The organism is Micromonospora sp. WMMA1996 (assembly GCF_002573675.1).
In the GTDB taxonomy this organism is placed as follows: domain Bacteria; phylum Actinomycetota; class Actinomycetes; order Mycobacteriales; family Micromonosporaceae; genus Micromonospora; species Micromonospora sediminicola.
This window is the reverse complement of record NZ_PDHU01000001.1, coordinates 3,620,858-3,636,609: the sequence shown is the minus strand read 5'-3', so window position 1 is coordinate 3,636,609 and position 15,752 is coordinate 3,620,858. Positions and strand designations below refer to the sequence as shown.

The 15,752-nt window shown below is 71.9% G+C and carries 22 protein-coding genes and 1 pseudogene; 12 read left to right on the top strand and 11 right to left on the bottom strand.

The features are described from left to right. The first annotated feature begins 26 nt into the window (after window positions 1–26). Together COO58_RS16605 and COO58_RS16600 are read left to right on the top strand one after the other, a co-directional pair. The gene (locus tag COO58_RS16605; RefSeq protein ID WP_098745638.1) at window positions 27–608 is read left to right on the top strand and encodes a hypothetical protein; all 582 of its coding nucleotides are present in this window, start codon (window positions 27–29) and stop codon (window positions 606–608) included. 33 nt (window positions 609–641) lie between these two features. Further along, window positions 642–938, top strand: coding sequence for an NUDIX domain-containing protein (locus tag COO58_RS16600; protein ID WP_369700183.1), 297 nt, complete (start codon window positions 642–644; stop codon window positions 936–938). 38 nt (window positions 939–976) lie between these two features. On the opposite strand, the gene COO58_RS16595 is transcribed toward COO58_RS16600, so the two are convergent. Together COO58_RS16595 and COO58_RS16590 are read right to left on the bottom strand one after the other, a co-directional pair. Beyond that, entirely contained in the window at window positions 977–1,762 is a 786-nt protein-coding gene (locus COO58_RS16595; protein WP_098745636.1) for a DUF5984 family protein, read from the bottom strand. Between the two features lie 29 nt (window positions 1,763–1,791). Beyond that, the gene (locus COO58_RS16590) at window positions 1,792–2,373 is read right to left on the bottom strand and encodes a TetR/AcrR family transcriptional regulator (protein ID WP_091578986.1); all 582 of its coding nucleotides are present in this window, start codon (window positions 2,371–2,373) and stop codon (window positions 1,792–1,794) included. Between the two features lie 63 nt (window positions 2,374–2,436). Between COO58_RS16590 and COO58_RS16585 the strand changes: the two genes are divergently transcribed. From COO58_RS16585 to COO58_RS16555, 7 genes are all read left to right on the top strand, one after another. Then, a complete protein-coding gene (locus tag COO58_RS16585) occupies window positions 2,437–3,438 on the top strand; it encodes a hypothetical protein (RefSeq protein ID WP_098745635.1) in 1,002 nt (333 codons plus the stop codon). 167 nt (window positions 3,439–3,605) lie between these two features. After that, the gene (locus COO58_RS16580; protein WP_098745633.1) at window positions 3,606–4,139 is read left to right on the top strand and encodes a DUF6817 domain-containing protein; all 534 of its coding nucleotides are present in this window, start codon (window positions 3,606–3,608) and stop codon (window positions 4,137–4,139) included. Window positions 4,140–4,183: 44 nt separating this feature from the next. Then, complete coding sequence (gene coaD / locus COO58_RS16575) at window positions 4,184–4,585, top strand: pantetheine-phosphate adenylyltransferase (protein ID WP_255292646.1); 402 nt, start codon at window positions 4,184–4,186, stop codon at window positions 4,583–4,585. A 99-nt stretch (window positions 4,586–4,684) separates the two neighbouring features. Further along, the gene (locus COO58_RS16570) at window positions 4,685–5,338 is read left to right on the top strand and encodes a hypothetical protein (RefSeq protein ID WP_098745630.1); all 654 of its coding nucleotides are present in this window, start codon (window positions 4,685–4,687) and stop codon (window positions 5,336–5,338) included. 7 nt (window positions 5,339–5,345) lie between these two features. Continuing rightward, window positions 5,346–6,593, top strand: coding sequence for a DUF6357 family protein (locus COO58_RS16565; protein WP_098745629.1), 1,248 nt, complete (start codon window positions 5,346–5,348; stop codon window positions 6,591–6,593). A gap of 109 nt (window positions 6,594–6,702) precedes the next feature. After that, window positions 6,703–7,512 carry an SAM-dependent methyltransferase gene (locus tag COO58_RS16560; RefSeq protein ID WP_091578971.1) on the top strand — a complete coding sequence of 270 codons (810 nt, stop codon included), beginning with the start codon at window positions 6,703–6,705 and terminating at the stop codon, window positions 7,510–7,512. A 62-nt stretch (window positions 7,513–7,574) separates the two neighbouring features. Further along, window positions 7,575–7,841 (top strand): hypothetical protein, encoded by a 267-nt coding sequence (locus COO58_RS16555; RefSeq protein ID WP_098745627.1) that lies wholly within the window; start codon window positions 7,575–7,577, stop codon window positions 7,839–7,841. Window positions 7,842–7,943: 102 nt separating this feature from the next. Here the strand turns inward: COO58_RS16555 and COO58_RS30235 are convergent, their stop codons facing one another. Next, a complete protein-coding gene (locus COO58_RS30235) occupies window positions 7,944–8,315 on the bottom strand; it encodes a hypothetical protein (protein ID WP_141684621.1) in 372 nt (123 codons plus the stop codon). Window positions 8,316–8,427: 112 nt separating this feature from the next. On the opposite strand from COO58_RS30235, the gene COO58_RS16545 reads away from it, so the two are divergent. Beyond that, on the top strand, window positions 8,428–8,892 hold the full coding sequence (locus COO58_RS16545) for a hypothetical protein (RefSeq protein ID WP_098745626.1): 465 nt from the start codon (window positions 8,428–8,430) through the stop codon (window positions 8,890–8,892). A gap of 18 nt (window positions 8,893–8,910) precedes the next feature. Here the strand turns inward: COO58_RS16545 and COO58_RS16540 are convergent, their stop codons facing one another. From COO58_RS16540 to COO58_RS16530, 3 genes are all read right to left on the bottom strand, one after another. Continuing rightward, entirely contained in the window at window positions 8,911–9,552 is a 642-nt protein-coding gene (locus COO58_RS16540) for a GyrI-like domain-containing protein (RefSeq protein ID WP_098745624.1), read from the bottom strand. Next, on the bottom strand, window positions 9,533–10,069 hold the full coding sequence (locus tag COO58_RS16535) for a PadR family transcriptional regulator (protein WP_098745622.1): 537 nt from the start codon (window positions 10,067–10,069) through the stop codon (window positions 9,533–9,535). Before COO58_RS16535 ends, COO58_RS16540 begins: the two co-directional genes overlap by 20 nt. 89 nt (window positions 10,070–10,158) lie before the next feature. Then, window positions 10,159–10,734, bottom strand: coding sequence for a hypothetical protein (locus COO58_RS16530; RefSeq protein WP_098745621.1), 576 nt, complete (start codon window positions 10,732–10,734; stop codon window positions 10,159–10,161). A gap of 357 nt (window positions 10,735–11,091) precedes the next feature. Between COO58_RS16530 and COO58_RS16525 the strand changes: the two genes are divergently transcribed. Beyond that, entirely contained in the window at window positions 11,092–11,751 is a 660-nt protein-coding gene (locus tag COO58_RS16525) for a DUF6082 family protein (protein WP_141561904.1), read from the top strand. Between the two features lie 97 nt (window positions 11,752–11,848). On the opposite strand, the pseudogene COO58_RS31235 reads toward COO58_RS16525, so the two are convergent. Further along, window positions 11,849–12,144, bottom strand: a pseudogene (locus COO58_RS31235) (hypothetical protein); the annotation flags it as partial. Window positions 12,145–12,171: 27 nt separating this feature from the next. Continuing rightward, entirely contained in the window at window positions 12,172–12,753 is a 582-nt protein-coding gene (locus COO58_RS16515) for a DinB family protein (RefSeq protein WP_091578955.1), read from the bottom strand. A 5-nt stretch (window positions 12,754–12,758) separates the two neighbouring features. On the opposite strand from COO58_RS16515, the gene COO58_RS30840 reads away from it, so the two are divergent. Further along, complete coding sequence (locus COO58_RS30840) at window positions 12,759–12,887, top strand: hypothetical protein (RefSeq protein WP_255292645.1); 129 nt, start codon at window positions 12,759–12,761, stop codon at window positions 12,885–12,887. A 23-nt stretch (window positions 12,888–12,910) separates the two neighbouring features. Here the strand turns inward: COO58_RS30840 and COO58_RS16510 are convergent, their stop codons facing one another. The 3 genes from COO58_RS16510 to COO58_RS16500 form a co-directional block, all read right to left on the bottom strand. After that, a complete protein-coding gene (locus COO58_RS16510; protein ID WP_098745618.1) occupies window positions 12,911–14,440 on the bottom strand; it encodes a hypothetical protein in 1,530 nt (509 codons plus the stop codon). Beyond that, window positions 14,437–15,234 carry a hypothetical protein gene (locus COO58_RS16505; RefSeq protein ID WP_098745616.1) on the bottom strand — a complete coding sequence of 266 codons (798 nt, stop codon included), beginning with the start codon at window positions 15,232–15,234 and terminating at the stop codon, window positions 14,437–14,439. Before COO58_RS16505 ends, COO58_RS16510 begins: the two co-directional genes overlap by 4 nt. Before the next feature lie 65 nt (window positions 15,235–15,299). After that, the gene (locus tag COO58_RS16500; protein WP_141561903.1) at window positions 15,300–15,686 is read right to left on the bottom strand and encodes a hypothetical protein; all 387 of its coding nucleotides are present in this window, start codon (window positions 15,684–15,686) and stop codon (window positions 15,300–15,302) included. Between the last annotated feature and the right edge of the window lie 66 nt (window positions 15,687–15,752).

Here is a 15,752-nt window from a genome sequence, read left to right as displayed (position 1 = left end):
ACGCCCGGATCGGGGATCGTGGTGGCGTGACGAGCGCGGACGACATGAGCGACGACGAGAACTGGACGGGTGGCTTCTATGAGCTCTGCCTGGTTCTCGGCGCGGCCGACGACGCCACCGTGGACCGGGCCCTGCGGTCACTGTGGCGTGTCGCCGGCGTCCACGGCTGCCACGTCCGCCGGGCCGACGGGTCCGGGTTCGCGGCGGCCGAACCCGGCGTGGCCGCCCTCCACGAGCACGGTCACCTCCTCGGCGCGCTGACGCTGCCCTCGGGTGCCCGGGTCGTCTGCGGCGGCTTCCTGTTCCGGTACGAGAACGTGGACACGCTGGAGTTCTACCTGCCGCTGGGCGCGTTGGCGCGCGTCGACGACCGCATCGGCGGCTACCCCTTCGACGAGTCCAGCGGCGCGGAGTCGTTGTCGTGGCGCGGTGCGCTCGACCGGTGGTTGGCGGGCGTGGCCGCAGCCGTGTACGGCGAGGTGCCGTTCCAGCGGGCGCTCATCGGCTTCGAGGTCGACGAGGACCACGACGTCACCGCCGGCCGGCGGTACGCCGCGGTCGTCACGCCGGGAGTGGACGGCGTGGAGTACCGCCCGGCCGACGCCTGACGCGGGGCGGGTCCCGACGGTTACCGTGCCGGAATGGCCATGTCTCCGTATCTCGCCCGGCTGCGCGCCGTGATCGGCCATGAGCTGATCCAGATGCCGTCGGTGTCGGTCGTCGTCGTCGACGACGACGACGACGCACGGATCCTCCTGGTGCGCCATGCCGGGCACCACGACGGGTGGGCGGTGCCCGGCGGCGCGGTCGACGTCGGCGAACCGCCCGTCGAGGCGGCCGTGCGGGAGAGATCCGTGAGGAGATCAGCGAGCTGCGGTGGTTCGCCCCGGACGAGTTGCCCGGCGTGGAGCTCAGCCGGTTCACCAAGGCGCTGCTGAGGGCGACCGGCCACCTCGCCGGGTGACGGCCGCCCACGTCAGGGGTGCGGCGGGGCGAGCAGCAGGCGGGCGCCGTGGCGGACCGCCGCCCAGTCGGTCGTCGGGCGGCGCTCGAGGTTGCGGGAGAGCCAGTGCCGCCGGTCCTCGTGCTCGCGTCGTAACTGGACGGGGTCGAGGTCGACGCCCGGTAGCCCACCGCGGCGTTCCAGCTCCTCGACCCGCTGTCCCATGGCGTCCATCAGCTCGCGGTCGAGGGTGTGCACGGCGTCGAGGTACGCGGTGGTCGGAACGCGGAGCCGGACGGCGGGCCCTGCGCTGAAACCGATCTCACCGTCGTCCTCGTGCCGCCAGTCCACGGTGACCTCGTCGCGGTCGTCCCGGAGGGTGCGCCAGAACCGGAGCCGGGGTGGGTTGCGCAGGTATCCGAGGTCCAGGTGGCGCTCGCCGTGCCAGATCGCCGCCGTGACGGCGGGGTGGTCGGGTCGGTCCAGGTCGCCGCCGATGGTCCGGTGGTCCTCCGGCTCGAAATCGAACGGGTCGCGGGTCCACTGCCCGCGACGGGACTCGACGAAGGACACCAGATCCGCGGGCACCGGCTCCCGTACCTCGGGGGTGAGGGCGATGACGTCCTCCCAGAGCCGGGCCAGGTAGTGGTCGACGTAGGGGAGCGGTCCCGGGTGCCGGGTGCGGCGCAGCAGCTCCCGTCCGCCGGCTTCGAGCCAGTACCAGCCCTCGGTGAGCCCGAACCAGTGGAGTGTCGGCCGGTCGCCGCCCCACGGCGACACCTCGTCCAGGGGGCACAGCGCGAACCGGAACCTGATCACCGAGGCAGTATGCACCGGCCGGCGTCGCGTCAGCCGCGACCGCGTACCAGGGGCAGGAACACCTCGTCGACGATGTCGACGAGCACCTCGTCGGGGACCGAGGGGATGCCCCGTATCGCGTACTCGGCGCGGAGCAGCATCATCGGCGTGGTCGCCACCCGGGGGCGGACGGCCGCCGCCGGCGCCTCGCCCCGGGCCACGGCCCGTTCGAGCATGGCGATCCAGGCCAGGTCCATGGCGTCGGCGCCGGACCGGGCGCGCATGAGGGTGAGCAGTTCCGGGTCGTCGGCCGCGGCGGCGAGCAGGCCGCGCAGGATGGCTCCGTGCGGCGACGACCACGTCTCGTTGGCCCGCCGCAGCATCTCCAGCGCGTCGCCGCGCAGCGTGCCGGTGTCCGGGTTCGGCAGGGCGGCGTCGGACAGGTGGCGGTACGCCGCGATGCCCAGCGCCGCCCGGTGCGGCCACCGGCGGTAGATGGCGTTCTTGTTGGTTCCGGCGCGGGCGGCGACGCGGTCCATCGTCATGCCCGCGTATCCGGACTCGCGCATCACCTCCGCGGCGGCCCGCAGGATCGCCTGTTCCAGTTCCTCACCCCGACGCCGCCTGCTCATGTCTTGTAGGGTACTCGCCGTACCTTGTAGGGTACGCAGCGTACCTTGGAGAGGGGTTGGCTGATGCGCGTCTTCGGCATGAACTACGACACCGGCTTCGTGAGCGCCGGGTCCACCACCCACGAGCCGTTCGACCCCGAGACCGTCCGGAGCGACCTGCGGGTCATCCGCGACGAGCTGCACTGCGACGCGGTACGGATCACCGGCGGCGTCCAGGACCGGCTGGAGCTGACCGCCCGGCTGGCGGCCGAGGCGGGGCTCGAGGTGTGGTACTGCCCGTTCACCAACGGGCTCGACCGCGACCAGCTCCTGGAGTTCCTGCTCGACGGCGCCGAGCGCGCCGAGCGGCTGCGGCGCGGCGGCGCCTCGGTCGTGTACCTCACCGGCTCCGAGATCTCCATGTTCACCGACGGCTTCCTCCCCGGCCGTGATCTGGCCGAGCGGATGGCGCTGTTCACCGACCCGATGCGGATGCGGGAGGCGGTCCCGGCCGCCCGGGCCGCGGTACGCCACTTCCTCGCGCGAGCGGTACCCGCGGTCCGCGAGCGCTTCGGCGGCCCCGTCGGCTACGCCTCGATCCCGCTGGAGGACGTCGACTGGGCGCCGTTCGACATCATCGCCAGCGACGCCGGCTACCGCGACGCGACCAACGCCGAGGCATTCCCGCAGAGCCTGGCGGCGGCCGTGGGGCAGGGCAAGCCGTACGCCGCGACGGAGTTCGGCTGCTGCACGTACCGGGGCGCGGCCGACGTCGCGGGCGCGACGGAGCCGGTGACCTACGACGACCACGGCCGAGCTGCGACGCTCACCCGGAAGCTGGAGCGCGACGAGGAGGGCCAGGCCCGCTACGTCGTCGACCTGCTGCGCGACTACGAGGCCGGCGGGGCGGAGGCGGCGTTCGTGTACACGTTCGCGAACCGGCACCTGCCGACGACCGGCGACCCCGAGCACGACTACGACCTGGCCGCGCGGGGGATCGTGCGGGTGCTGCCGGACGGCTCGTGGACCCCCAAGGCCGCGTTCCACGCCCTCGCCGAGTACGGACGCTCCCGTCGGGCGGCATGAGCGCGAGGGCGCCCACCGGCCGCGGCGGTCGGTGAGCTGACCGAGGGGAGACTGCGGCAGGTGCTCGACCGCCCAACCCGCACGCACATCGTGGTCGTCCAGGCGCTGTGACGTATCGCCCACGCTCCGGGCCGGTGCATCCGACGGCCGGTGCCTACAGTCGGGCCATGAGCACCGACAGGGACGTGCGGGACTGGCTGCGCCGGCGCGGCGCCGACCGGATCGCGCATCCCGGGGGCACCCTCTATGCCCACCTGTGCCGGGTCGGCGAGCGGCTCGCCGTGCTCGGTTGCGGCAGTGAGGTCCAGGCCGCGGGCCTCACCCACGCCGCCTACGGCACCGACGGGTTCGACCTCGCCCTGCTCGATCGGGCCGACCGCGCGGTGCTGCGGGACCTGGTCGGCCCGGGTGCCGAGGAACTCGTCCACCTGTACGGCGGCTGTGACCGCAGCCGCAGTTGGCGGGCGTTGGCCGAGACCGGCCAGGTGGTCGACCGCTTCACCGGGCAGGTGCGGACGCCGGCTCCGGATCGGCTCCGGGCGCTCGTGGATTTGAGCATCGTCAACGAACTGGACGTGATCGAGCAGGATCCGGGGATCGCCGAGCGGCACGGCGCCTACTTCCGCGACCTGTTCGCCTCCTGGGCTCCGCTGGCCTCGGCGCGGGTCATCGACGACGCGCGGCGGGTGCTGGGGTCGTGACGGCCGAACCGCATCCGGCGGTACCCGGCGTCGGTCGGGTACGGGTGCGTGCTGTCTACCCGGGCAGCTTCGATCCGGTCACCCCCGGGCATCTGGACGTGGTGCGCCGGGCGCGGGACCTCTTCGACGAGCTGGTGGTGCTCGTCGCGGTCAACAGCGCCAAGCATCCGGGCCGGAGCGAGGAGGAACGCGCGGCCGCTGTCCGGGCCGCCCTGCCGGCCGGCTGGACCTCGGTCACCGTGGCGGCCTGGAGCGGGTTGACCGCCACCTACTGCCGGCGCCACGAGGTAGGGGTGATCGTTCGCGGCCTGCGCAACACCACCGACCTCCAGGCCGAGTACCGGCTCGCCGCGATGAACCAGTCGCTCGGCGTCCCCACGGTGTTCCTGCCCGCGCTGCCCGAACTGGTCGCGGTCTCGTCGACAGCGGTGCGGACGGTCGGCTGACCGGTGCGTGACCTGGGGGCGAGGGGTCGTCGGGGCCGCGAGCATGTCTGACTGATCCACTACGCTCGCGGAGCCAGGACACGCGAACGAAGGACGCATATGGCCCGCCCCTACAGTCCCGGACCGAAGCAGTTCGTCTTCGCCGCCGGTGACGGCGCCAGTCAACAGGTCTCGGTGGGCGACGCTCAGGAGGCCTACGAGGCGTTCGCCGCGTTCGTCCGGGAACGAGAATCAGAGAGCTACACCATCACTGACGAACCGGCGGGGCAGAGTCTGATACTCATGCCCGGACAGGGGGTGATCTCCCGGATCGAGGATGGACACCCACCTCGGTCGGAACACCTCCGGGAGGACAGGGGCAACCGTTACCTTTCGGGCGCGATGCTGTTCTTCGAGAACGGATACGCCGGCCTCGACTACTTCGGCCAGTGGCTCTCCGACCTCTCCGACCTCGACGCGTCACCCGAGGCCCGCGGCGCCGCCCGCGCTGCCATGATCACGACGGAAGCAGCAGCGATGGACGAGGTCTTCCGGATCTGGGCGGATTCGGGCTACGTCGACCCGACCGACCAGTTCTACATCTTCTTCGACTCGCACGGTCTCGACGAAGACCGCGCCGAACGGGCCGAACTGCTCCAGCTGATCGATTTCCTCGGTCTCGAACGGGTCGAGGCCCCGGCCGGGGCCACCGGCGGCGAGGTCTGGGTACGCGCCGAACCACGCCTCGACGCCGAATGCGCCCGGTGGGCGTGAACGGATCATGAGGGACCTCGTCTTCACGCGCAGCAGCGGGTGGATCCCGAAGGTGATCCACGAGAACGGCCAGCTGAAGCTGATGCTCGCTGCCGGGGCCGACGCCAACCATGAACCTCGCGAGTTCACCTTCCCGATCGCCGAGGCCCATCTTGCGGTGATCCGCGAGGACCTGGCCCGGCACCTGCTGCTGTGGAGCGCGGTCCTTCCGCTGTGCGACGCCGCCGGGACCCGGGGCCGGCTCGACGAGGACGCTGCCGTCGCCCTGTTGGACCCGGTCCTGCTCGCCCCGCCGGCGGACGTCGACGCGCTGTTCCGGCGTATCCCGTGGGACCGGAGTCGGCCGGTGGCCCATGGCGCCGACATCGCCCTGCTGGAACGCGGTCAGGTCTGCCAGGCGATGCGCGCGGCGACCGAGGAATCGAACGAGAGACGTGCCCAGGAATACCACGCGAACCGCCGTCGCGCCGCGCGCGGCACGGTCCTCGGGCCGCTCGACGCGGCGATCCTGAGATACACGGGCCAGTACCTGCACGGCGCGACGGTTCCACGGCGGATGCCCGATGCCGTCGACCCCGCACTGCTGCCCCAGGTCATGCGTGTGATCGCCACGGCTGAGCAGGCGTGCGCCGGGATGCGGATCGGCCTCGATCCGAGGCGGGGACACCGGGCCACGGACAAGCGCGACTGGGATCGGATGGCGGCGACGGTCGACGCGGCCGTGCGCCGGGCGCATCCGGGACTCGTCGACGACGCGGTGCGTACGGTGAGTTTTCTGATGTGCTCGGAGGCCGCGGACCGCTCCAGGAGCACCCCGGCGGACGACCCCGAGGAGCACACCGACCTCGGTGACGGCGCCAAGACGGCCCTGACGTTCACCGACGACAAGGGCGGCGAGCGGACGTGGCGACGGGACGGCCAGGGCACCGCCTCCGGCGAGTTCTGGGAGTTCGTCGCCGACCGCTCCGCGGGTGACAACGAGGTGTTCACCATCGAGGACGAGGAGATGGGCGAGGGGATCCAGCTGCACTTCTACGCGGACTCCGTCGCCCGGATCACGACCGTGCGACCCGGAGAGGCCGGGTCCGATCCGCAGTACCGGGTCGAGTACAGCCTGGTCGACGGGATCGGCGGATACCGGAACATGGTGAGCGCCTTCGTCCGCGGCGGCTGCGCCGCGCTCGACCAGCACGGGCCCTGGATGGCGGACGTCGCCGAGTTCGAGCGCGCGCGTCGTCGGCGCGACGCCCGGTAGCCCCGGAGACCGGCCGTCGCCACCGGTTGACCACCAGCACACCCCCACCGCCCGCCGGTGGGGCACTAGGCTACGGCCCTGACGCCGTGAGCCATTGGGGGAGAACGACATGTCGCAGGGGCGAGCCGACCAGCCCGTCGAGGAGCTGGCCTCCAAGCTGGACACGACGGTGCCCCACTCGGCGCGGGTGTGGAACTACTGGCTCGGCGGCAAGGACAACTTCGCGCCGGACCGGGCCGTCGGCGACCAGGTCCGCGCGGTCTTCCCCGAGATCGTGGAGGCGGCGCAATACTCGCGGGCGTTCCTGCGCCGCGCGGTGACGTACCTCGCCGGCGAGGCGGGGGTCCGCCAGTTCCTCGACGTCGGCACCGGTCTGCCCACGGCCGACAACACCCACCAGGTCGCCCAGGGAATCACGCCGCAGGCGCGCATCGTGTACGTCGACAACGACCCGATGGTCCTCGCCCATGCCCGGGTGTTGCTGACCAGCAGCCAGGAAGGCGCCACGCGGTACGTCGACGCCGACCTGCGCGACCCGGAGAAGATCGTCCAGGGCGCCTCCGAGACGCTGGACTTCACCGAGCCGATCGCGTTGATGATGCTCGGTGTCATGGGCCACGTGCGCGAACCGGCCGAGGCCCGGGCCATCGTCGACGCCCTGGTCTCCACCCTGCCGTCCGGCAGCTTCCTGGCGATGTCCGACGGCACGGCCACCAGCGAGCGGGTGATCGAGTCGCACCGGCAGTACAACGAGAGCGGCGCCGTGCCGTACCACCTGCGTGAGGTGACCGACTTCGCCGCGTTCTTCGACGGCCTCGACCTCGTCGAGCCGGGTGTCGTTCCGCTCGGCCGGTGGCGACCGGACAGCGAGCCGACCGCCGTCGTGGACGGCTACTGCGGGGTCGCCCGCAAGCCATGACCCCCGGACGACCGGTTCGCCGCAGCGGGAGGCCCACCGGGTCCGCGCGATGGCATGCGGCCGTGAACCTCGACGAGTCCCTCGATCTGGCCGAGGAAGTGGTTCGGCGGGACTATCCGTCGGCGCGGGTGGTACGGCACGTGGGGCAGGGCATTGATGTCAGCGGCCCCGGCTACCACATCGTGTCCGTGGCGGTGAGCGACGTGTTCTGGGACGAGCCGGCCGAGCGGTGGAACGAGGTGTGGGCGGAGCTTCCAGGCCGACCTGGAGCCGGGCCGTCCAGGGCGAGCGGCTACCTCCCGTCGCTGACGTCCCGGCCGAGTTCGTAGCGGAGGCAGACGGCTGGCACCGCCACGGTCGAAGCGTTTGCGTCGGTGTGGGCCAGTGGACAAGGAGTTCCCGGTCCAACTGGTCCTGGCCGTCGGCGAGATCTAGCGGGCCTGGGCTTGCCGTGCGGCGAGGCGACGGCCGACCGCGAACCCGAGCGCCGCGCCGAGGCAGGCCGGGACAGCGGCGACGGTCAGCACGACGACGTCCCCGGCGACGCTGTGGTGGGAAGAGCTCAGCCATGTGCCGGCGTGGAAGGAGCAGAGCAGCACCAGCACCGCGGGCCAGATCCGGTGGTTCCGGAGACCCGCTGCCGAGCCGACCAGCAGGCCGGCGACGGTGAGCCCGACCGCCATGACGAGAAGAGCGGTGGGGGCGCGTTGGACCGAACCGCCGGCGCTCGCCGCGAGCAAGCCCGCCGGCACACCGAGCCCGATCGCGAGGATGCCGGCCTTTGGCGGGCCGCCGATTCGCACCACCGGACCCTAGAGCATCCGGCGGCCAGCCGTCGCCGTGTGCGCCGACCATCCGGCAGCACTCTGACCGTCCGAGGGCCCCGGGGGCGAAGGGGAGGTACGGTTCATCGCCATGAGCTATGACCTGATCTTCGTGCCCCGGGGCGATGACCAGTCCTGGGACGACGCGCTGGAGGCGGCCGAGGAGGCCGACGACGACGAGCGTCCGAGCGGGGAGACATGGGCCCGACTGGTGGCGGCGGTGCGGCAGGTGCTCGGCGAGGTGTCCGTCTTCGACGGCGCCCACAACTACGAGTTGACCCATGAGCCGACCGGCATCCAGGTCAGCTACTTCGCTGGCGAAGCGGCGATCACGGTCCCCTTCTGGTACCGGGGCGCGGACGCCCAAGCGGTCGTCACGGCGATGTACCGGCTCGGCGAGTCCGTCCAGATGGTCACGGGCCTCTCCGGGTACGACCCCCAGATGGAGCTGCCGATAGCGGATGCCGCCGCGCGGGCGGAGGATGCGGTCCGGATGTTCGACGAGGTGGCATCGTCCTTTGCGGCTCGAGGGATCTCCAGCCCCACGAACGGCTGAGCGAATGGCCTCCGACGGTCAGCTCGCCGGGTCGGGAACAACGGGCTGCCGGAGGATGGTGCGCTGCCTGTCGGGTGCGACTCTGCGGAAGTCGCTGAGATAGATCTCGTGGTGCTTCCCGGTCATGCGGAGCCGGTTGCCGGGGACGTACTCGTGGTGCAGTCGGTCGAGCACCTCGGCCTCGTCGTCGAAGGACCCGACGTGCAGTGTCTGCACGCACCGTCCCTCGGACAGCGTCTCGAGGCGGACGTCGTCGAGACGGGCCGGTGGGTTCTTGGCGCCGGCCTGCTCGACGGCGTCGGTGACCATCTGTGGCGCGATCCAGTCGGGGACCATCAGCATCAGCGTCCAGTTCCACTGTGACTTCTGCCGTGCGGTGGTGAACGACGCCATGTCCTCGGCCCACCACAGACCTTCCAGGGGCGGGACGACGTAGTCGCGCCCGAGGCCGCGCCTGCTGGCGAACTTCAGCTTGTACGCCGTCGGGTAGAGCGCCTCGATCGCCTCGGTGAAGGCGGGTGACGTGTTGGGGTCGCCGTGGCCGTCGATCATGAGGTAGCGCATGTCCGGCACCTCGACCAGCCGGAACCGGCCCTGCTGTGCGCGGTAGGCGTCGAGCGTCTTCTTGAAGTCGATCTTCTCAGCGGTCGGGTTCGTCATGGGGCACCTGGACTCGGTGGGCGAGCCACTGCCTCTCTGCCTGCATCAGGCTCAGGGAGTAGGAGAAGACCTCGCGGGCCGCGTGCGGGAGGGAGCCTTGCGCGTGCTGCGCCGCCCGGATCGCGGCGATCCGGCCGGCGAGCTGCGTCAGCCGGGTGCGCAGCGCCTGCTCGTACTGCTGCGGGGTGAGCAGGGCCAGGTTGGCGACGCCGACCAGCAGGGGCTGCGGGTGCGGGCGTGCCTCGGCGATGACCGCCAGCGTGTTCTGCGCGGCGACCCGGCGGCCCTCGTCGGTGGGGTGGAAGACGCGGCGGGACCTGGCGGCGGCCGGTGCCTGCGGGACGTGGAGCAGGCCGCGCTGTTCCAGCTTGGCGAGCAGGTAGTAGATCGAGGAGAACCCGATGTCGGTCCACTGCCGGATGCCCCGCTGCTCGATGACCCGCTCCAGGTCGTAGCCGTGCTGCGGCCGTTCGACCACCAGGCCCAGGACGGTCAGCTCGGCGGGGGTCAGCTCCACGCCTTACTCTAGCACTGGAATAAAGGTTCACGTGCCACTCCAGGGGCATCGTCCGGAGTGGACGAGGGCGGAGAGGCCGGCCGGCGTCGTCAGTCGGTCGGTCGGCTCACGATCTCCCGCACCTTGAGGAAGTCGGCGGTGTGGTCGGGCTGGGGCCTCGACGAGGTGAAGCTCACCACGCCGACGGTTTCCCGGTCCGCCCAGCCGCACGTGGTCAGGTAACTGCCATCCTCGGTTCGTCCGCGCCCACAGCGCGCCTCACCCCCGAGGGCGCCGGCATCGACGCTGGCGACCTTGGTGATGCGGTACGGCCTGAGCGCCCTTTCCAGGACGCCGGCCGGATCGGCGATCGATCCTGACGCCCCGCTGACAAAGACGACGTCTCCATCGGGCGTGCCGTCCTCGTATGCCTCGCCGATCGCGCTGGTCGCCTGGCCGACCTCGCGCTTGAGCTGCTCCAACTGCTGGATCGCAGCGCCGTACAGAACCCTGCTCGTCGTCTTGGGGAAACCGAGGAGCGTGGTCGGCGCGGACAGCTTCCGAGAGGGCGGGGCGCTCGCCGAGGCCGGTGGAGCGGAAGCCGACGACCCGACGTCCGTACCGGGCGCCGGCGACGTGCAGGCGGCGGCCAGCAGGAGTGCGGCGGCGAGCAGGGAGATGGTCACACCGGCGGCTCGCGCCGTCCCGGTTCGGTGAGTCGTCACGATGGTGCCCTCTCAGGAGGTGATCAAGGCGGAGCCTAGACGGGAGGATCGGTCGACATCGGAGCGGCCCGGGCCCGGAGGCGGGCAGCCGTCACGGGTCAGCGGGCGAGTGGCACGGGACGGCAGAATTCCGGAATGCGCCGAGACACCAAGGGCCGGGACCATGCGGCCGGACGCCGTGTCGGCGGTGCCTCGGCGCCAGGTCCGGCGACCGGAGGGGGAAGCCCGGGCCGTCGCCTCGGCCACGCGTCGGCCGCGGTCGTCGCAGTCCTCGTCGTGGTGGGGCTGGTGATCCTGTCGCCCGTCGCGCTGAGAGCGGTGAGCAGGGGGACGGACGAGGACTGGAGCCGGTTGAGCGACATCGGGCAGACCTACGGGGCCACGTCGGCGGTCCTGTCGGCGCTCGCGCTCGGCGGCGTCGCGGTGTCGCTGCTGCTCCAGGCCCGCCAGGGCAGGGCGGACCGGATCCAGGCCATCCGCGGCTTCCACACCGACCTGATCACGATGCAGCTCGACGACCTGCCGGTCTACCTGCCCTGCTGGGGACCACTGGACCTGCCCGACGACACCGCCAAGCGGCAGCACATCTACACCAACCTCCTGGTGCAGTACGCCTGGATGGGCTACGAGATCGGCACCATCCCCGAACCGCTGCTGCGGGACATGCTGGCCGGCATGTTCCGGGGCGACGTCGCTCGGCGCTTCTGGCCGATGGCGCGGGCGTCCTGGGCGGCGGGCACGGCGGGGACGAGACGAGGACGGCGCTTCCTTCTCGTCGTCGACGAGGAGTACGCGAGATCGACGCCGGCCGAACCGGCGGCGCGCAGGGCGGTGTCCGACGAGCGTCCCGGTGCCGTCCGAGGTCCCGCTCCGGTGCTGAGCTACGTCGTCCTCGGAATGGCGGCGGGTGTCTCGGCGGGGCTGATGTGGCGCCGGCGACGATCAGCCCGTACCCGGGAGAATCGGCCGGGCACGTGACGACCGCGCGCTCTCCCGGGGCTGTCCGCGCGCGGGGAAGTGTTCCACGGCGAGCGGGATGCGCACCCCGAGGACTAAGGCGTGTGTCACAAGCTGGTCAGAGCCACTCGGTGATGATCGTGATGGTCAGGACGGCTTGAGAGCGGACCGCCAGATTGTGGTAGCGGGTGGCGAGGCCGCGGTGGCGTTTGAGCCTGTTGATGCGGTTCTCGACGGCGTGGCGTAGCCGGTGGAGGTCCTTGTCGAACGCGGGTTGGTCACCGGGTCCACGCTCACTCTCCAGCCGATCCGGCCGGTCGCATCGGCATCCCCCTGCAACGCCGACAGGATCCTGTCCCAGGTCCCGTCGCGCTGCCAGCGACGGAACAGGCCGTAGACGGTAGGCCAGGAGCCAGAACAGCCCACTGCCCGTCGGTCAGGTCATGCCGCCTCGTCAGCCGACCTGGCGGCCTGCTCGATCTTCGCGCAGTAGGCCGCACGGGCTTCCTCGTCGATCTGGTTCTCGTGTTCGGCGCGCAACCCGGTCCGGCCGTCGAGGCCCTCGCGCAGGATGTCGGCGTGCCCGGCATGCCGGATGGATTCGCCGAGGACATGGACCATGATGGCGAACAGGTTCGTGTCGGCATGAGGCTCCGGCCACCACGGCACGTGGCCGGGGGCGTCGAGGGGAAGCGCGTTGATCGTCGCGTCCGAGTGTTCCCAGATACGCCGGTAGAACGCGATGATCTGATCGCGGGTCTCGTGCTCGGTCGCCCACAGATCGCTGCCGTTGGAGTCCTGCCACCGGGGCAGCGGTTCCGGGGAAGGGCGGTCGAAGACCTCGCCGAAGTACCTGGCCTCGACGGTGGCCACGTGTTTGACCAGGCCGAGGAGGTTGGTCCCGGTCGCTGTCAAAGGTCGGCGGGCGTCGTATTCGGACAAGCCGTCGAGTTTCCAGAGCAGCGCCTTGCGGTCCCGCCGCAGTCTCCCGTGCAGGTTGGCTTTCGCGAAATCATCGATCATGCGGCATGAGCCTGCCATGGGCCACTCGTGGTCTCAAGATCCCGTACGTGGTCCGCAACGACCGGCAGAGCCGTTGCCTGGCCATGGCCACCGCCCTGACCTGCTACAAGAAGTTCGCGAGACTTGCCGCGTGAGACAACCTCGTACGAAACACGCCTTAGACGTCGGCCCGGTCGACGGGCTCACCCCGCAGCTCGGCGTGCGCCTCGGCGAGGAACCGGTCCCGGTCGTCCCCGTGGGCGATCGCCGCGTTGTAGAGGGCGTCGATCGCGGCGGCCAGCGGGTCGTCGTCGGCCAGGGCGGTCAGGGCGGGCAGCGCGGCGGCCTGCTGGAGCATCTCGGTGACACCCTGTGCGCCGAACGCCTTCGGGTTCGGCCGGAGCGGGACGGTGGTGCGGGGCGCCGCGGGGTCCGACAGCATGCGCCGGAACGCGGCGGCGCCGTGCTGCTCGGTGAACGCCGGGGGGAGCGGACGGCCGGCTTCGGCGGCGGCGAGCGCGTCGGCGATCCAGCCGAGTTGCTCCAGCCCGGCCACCCGCATCGCCCGGCGGGCCGCCCAGCAGGCCGCCCCCCGCTGGCGGGCGGCGGGCAGCGCGTCGAGGCGGTCGAGCAACCGGCGGTCCATCCGCGCCAGGGACTGCGTCTGGCCGCGGAGCCGGCGGATTCGATCGGACGGCGGCGGGCCGCCCCACCGCTCGGCCTCCTGCGCGGCCCGCAACCGGCGGTGCTTCTCGGCGCGCGCGGTCGCCTCGGCGGCCCGCGCCCGCAGCGTCCCGACCCACGGATACGTCCCGTCGCCGTCGAGCAGGTGGTCCCAGATCAGGCCGAGGGCGGCGGCGTGCCGGCCCCGCACTCCCTCGTGCCGCAGCGTCACGCCGTCGGGGCCGGTCGTCAGCCGTACGGTGGTGGGCTCGTCGTCCGGCACCGTGGTCAGCGGTTCGGGGAAGATCGGCTCGTCGGCGGTCGCCCACGACCAGCGGAGGGTCTCCGCGTCGATCCGCTCCAGGCGCACCTCCAGGTCACCGACGGGGAGCACGCCGACCGGCAGGTCCACCGGGCCGGGGCGGTGGCGGACCACCGTCACCCGGGCCAGGCCGGTGTCGTCCTCGTAGGGGTCGGGTGGGAGCGTGGGCAGGATCGCCGGCCGGGTGGACGGGCGCGGCACCAGGGACAGCATCGCCCACTCGGCGGCCTTCGCCGGCTTCTGCTCCCAGGCGCGTCCCTCCGGGTCGGCCCGCACGGTGCGCCACGGGGTCTCCTCGCGCACCGCCCAGACGTGCAGTTCGTGCTGCTCGGGCGGGTCGTCGTCGGTGCGTACCATCTCGTGCAGGCGGTGGCGGGCGTGTATGCGCACCCGGATCAGCCCGCGCGGAACGGCGACGTCGACGAGGGCGTCCGCGACACCGCCCATCAGGCCGACGACCGACAACCGGCCGCTCGGGCTCCAGAGCGTCGCCTCACTGACCGCGTCCCAACCGGCGTCGACACGCGTCGGCGGCTCGGACAGGACACGCAGGCGCGCCTCGATCGGTGCGGTGTGGACGCCGCAGAAGCCGGTGACCTGATGCGGCCCGCCCACGTGCAGGAGATCGTCGCCGACGGTGTAGATCGGCGTACCGGGCGCACCCGGCACGGTGATCACCTGGTACTGGCAGTAGTCGACGTGCAGTCGCGCCCAGGCGGTCATGCGGCGAGCTGCCGCAGCACGGTGGGGTCGGTGATCGAGTCGTCGGCGGCGAGCATGATCGCCTTCGACAGGATCGTCGACAGCATCGGATCGTCCTCGAACGGCAGGTGCAGCCGCCCGGTCCCCCCGCGCGCGGGGACGATGCACAGGTAGGCGTCGTTCGGCTCCATCATGATGTTGCCCGAGCCGAGGTGGATCCGGTAGCCGCGCAGGTTCCCGCGTACGTGCAGGTAGCGGTCGGCGAGGGTGACCCGGCCGGCGATGGCCATGCGGGGGAGCAGTCGGGCCAGGGCGTCCCGGCGCACCTGTGCCGACGGGGTCAGTTCCCCGACCACGGTGCGGTGCCAGTAGTCCCGGAACCGGTCCGCGCCGCGGTCGGCCCACTGCGGGTCGGTGGCGATCGAGGTGACGCCGACGAACAGGTCCACGTCCCGCATCGCCTCGGTGAACACCAGCGGCGGAACGTCCGTGACCGGCGCGGGCTGCCAGGCCGTGCCGTCGTGGCGGGCGAAGCGCACCTGGTCGGTGGAGCAGTGGTGCACGTCGTGGTCGCGCGGACCGTCCGTCTCGACCAGCTGGTGGTGGAAGGACGCCCGCCACGCGCCGCCGCCGAAGAGCTTGGTGGCCTCGCTGTCGTAACCGCCGTCCCACGTGCCCAGGTAGCCGGCCTGCCAGCCGCGGGCGCGCAACCGCACCAGCTCCCGCGCGGAGATGCGCTCCGGCAGGCCGGTCAACGGCCACTGGTCGATCGCCCTGCCCGTCGCTGTCTCGTCCCGAACCGTCACCGTGGCCATCGCGTCGTGCTCCTCGCCCTGGGGTGAGCGGCATCATGGCACGCCGGTCCGACGGAAACAGACGGTCAGCCGCCCGGGCAGCGGGTGTCGCCGCCGCTGTGTTCCACGCAGTGCCCGGGCGGGCCGGGCGTCGTCGCCGGGGCCGGATCGAGGTCCCGGCCGGCGAGCACGGCGAACGGTACGGCGGGCACGGCGATCACGAGCGTCAGCACCAGGAAGACGACAGCGGTGCGGACCAGCCGCAGGTGATAGGCGACGAGCGCGACGAGGGCCGGCCCGGCGGTCGCCACCAGCGCGCCGACCAGCAGGGCGAGGCTCGCCCGGCGCTGCAGGGCCTGGAACTCGCCGGGCTGGTCGCCGTAGCTGACGCTCCACTGCTCCAAGGCGATGCCCACCCACCACACGGCCGTCGCGATCAGACCGCACACCCAGAGCAGGACCAGGAACGCCACGACCGGACCACCATGTCGGCCCGTGCCGACCGCCTCCGAGGACATGCGGTCCAGCCTGGACGGTCC

What these genes read in the sequence shown, in the direction of transcription:
- COO58_RS16560 (WP_091578971.1), top strand. Translation starts at nt 6,703, where the DNA reads ATGTCGCAGGGGCGAGCCGACCAGCCCGTCGAGGAGCTGGCCTCCAAG.
- COO58_RS30840 (WP_255292645.1), top strand. Translation starts at nt 12,759, where the DNA reads ATGAGCCTGCCATGGGCCACTCGTGGTCTCAAGATCCCGTACGTGGTC.
- COO58_RS16540 (WP_098745624.1), bottom strand. Translation starts at nt 9,552, where the DNA reads ATGACGAACCCGACCGCTGAGAAGATCGACTTCAAGAAGACGCTCGAC.
- COO58_RS16505 (WP_098745616.1), bottom strand. Translation starts at nt 15,234, where the DNA reads ATGGCCACGGTGACGGTTCGGGACGAGACAGCGACGGGCAGGGCGATC.
- COO58_RS16565 (WP_098745629.1), top strand. Translation starts at nt 5,346, where the DNA reads ATGAGGGACCTCGTCTTCACGCGCAGCAGCGGGTGGATCCCGAAGGTG.
- COO58_RS16545 (WP_098745626.1), top strand. Translation starts at nt 8,428, where the DNA reads ATGAGCTATGACCTGATCTTCGTGCCCCGGGGCGATGACCAGTCCTGG.
- COO58_RS16600 (WP_369700183.1), top strand. Translation starts at nt 642, where the DNA reads ATGGCCATGTCTCCGTATCTCGCCCGGCTGCGCGCCGTGATCGGCCAT.
- COO58_RS16510 (WP_098745618.1), bottom strand. Translation starts at nt 14,440, where the DNA reads ATGACCGCCTGGGCGCGACTGCACGTCGACTACTGCCAGTACCAGGTG.
- COO58_RS16570 (WP_098745630.1), top strand. Translation starts at nt 4,685, where the DNA reads ATGGCCCGCCCCTACAGTCCCGGACCGAAGCAGTTCGTCTTCGCCGCC.
- COO58_RS16580 (WP_098745633.1), top strand. Translation starts at nt 3,606, where the DNA reads ATGAGCACCGACAGGGACGTGCGGGACTGGCTGCGCCGGCGCGGCGCC.
- COO58_RS16585 (WP_098745635.1), top strand. Translation starts at nt 2,437, where the DNA reads ATGCGCGTCTTCGGCATGAACTACGACACCGGCTTCGTGAGCGCCGGG.
- COO58_RS16590 (WP_091578986.1), bottom strand. Translation starts at nt 2,373, where the DNA reads ATGAGCAGGCGGCGTCGGGGTGAGGAACTGGAACAGGCGATCCTGCGG.
- COO58_RS16515 (WP_091578955.1), bottom strand. Translation starts at nt 12,753, where the DNA reads ATGATCGATGATTTCGCGAAAGCCAACCTGCACGGGAGACTGCGGCGG.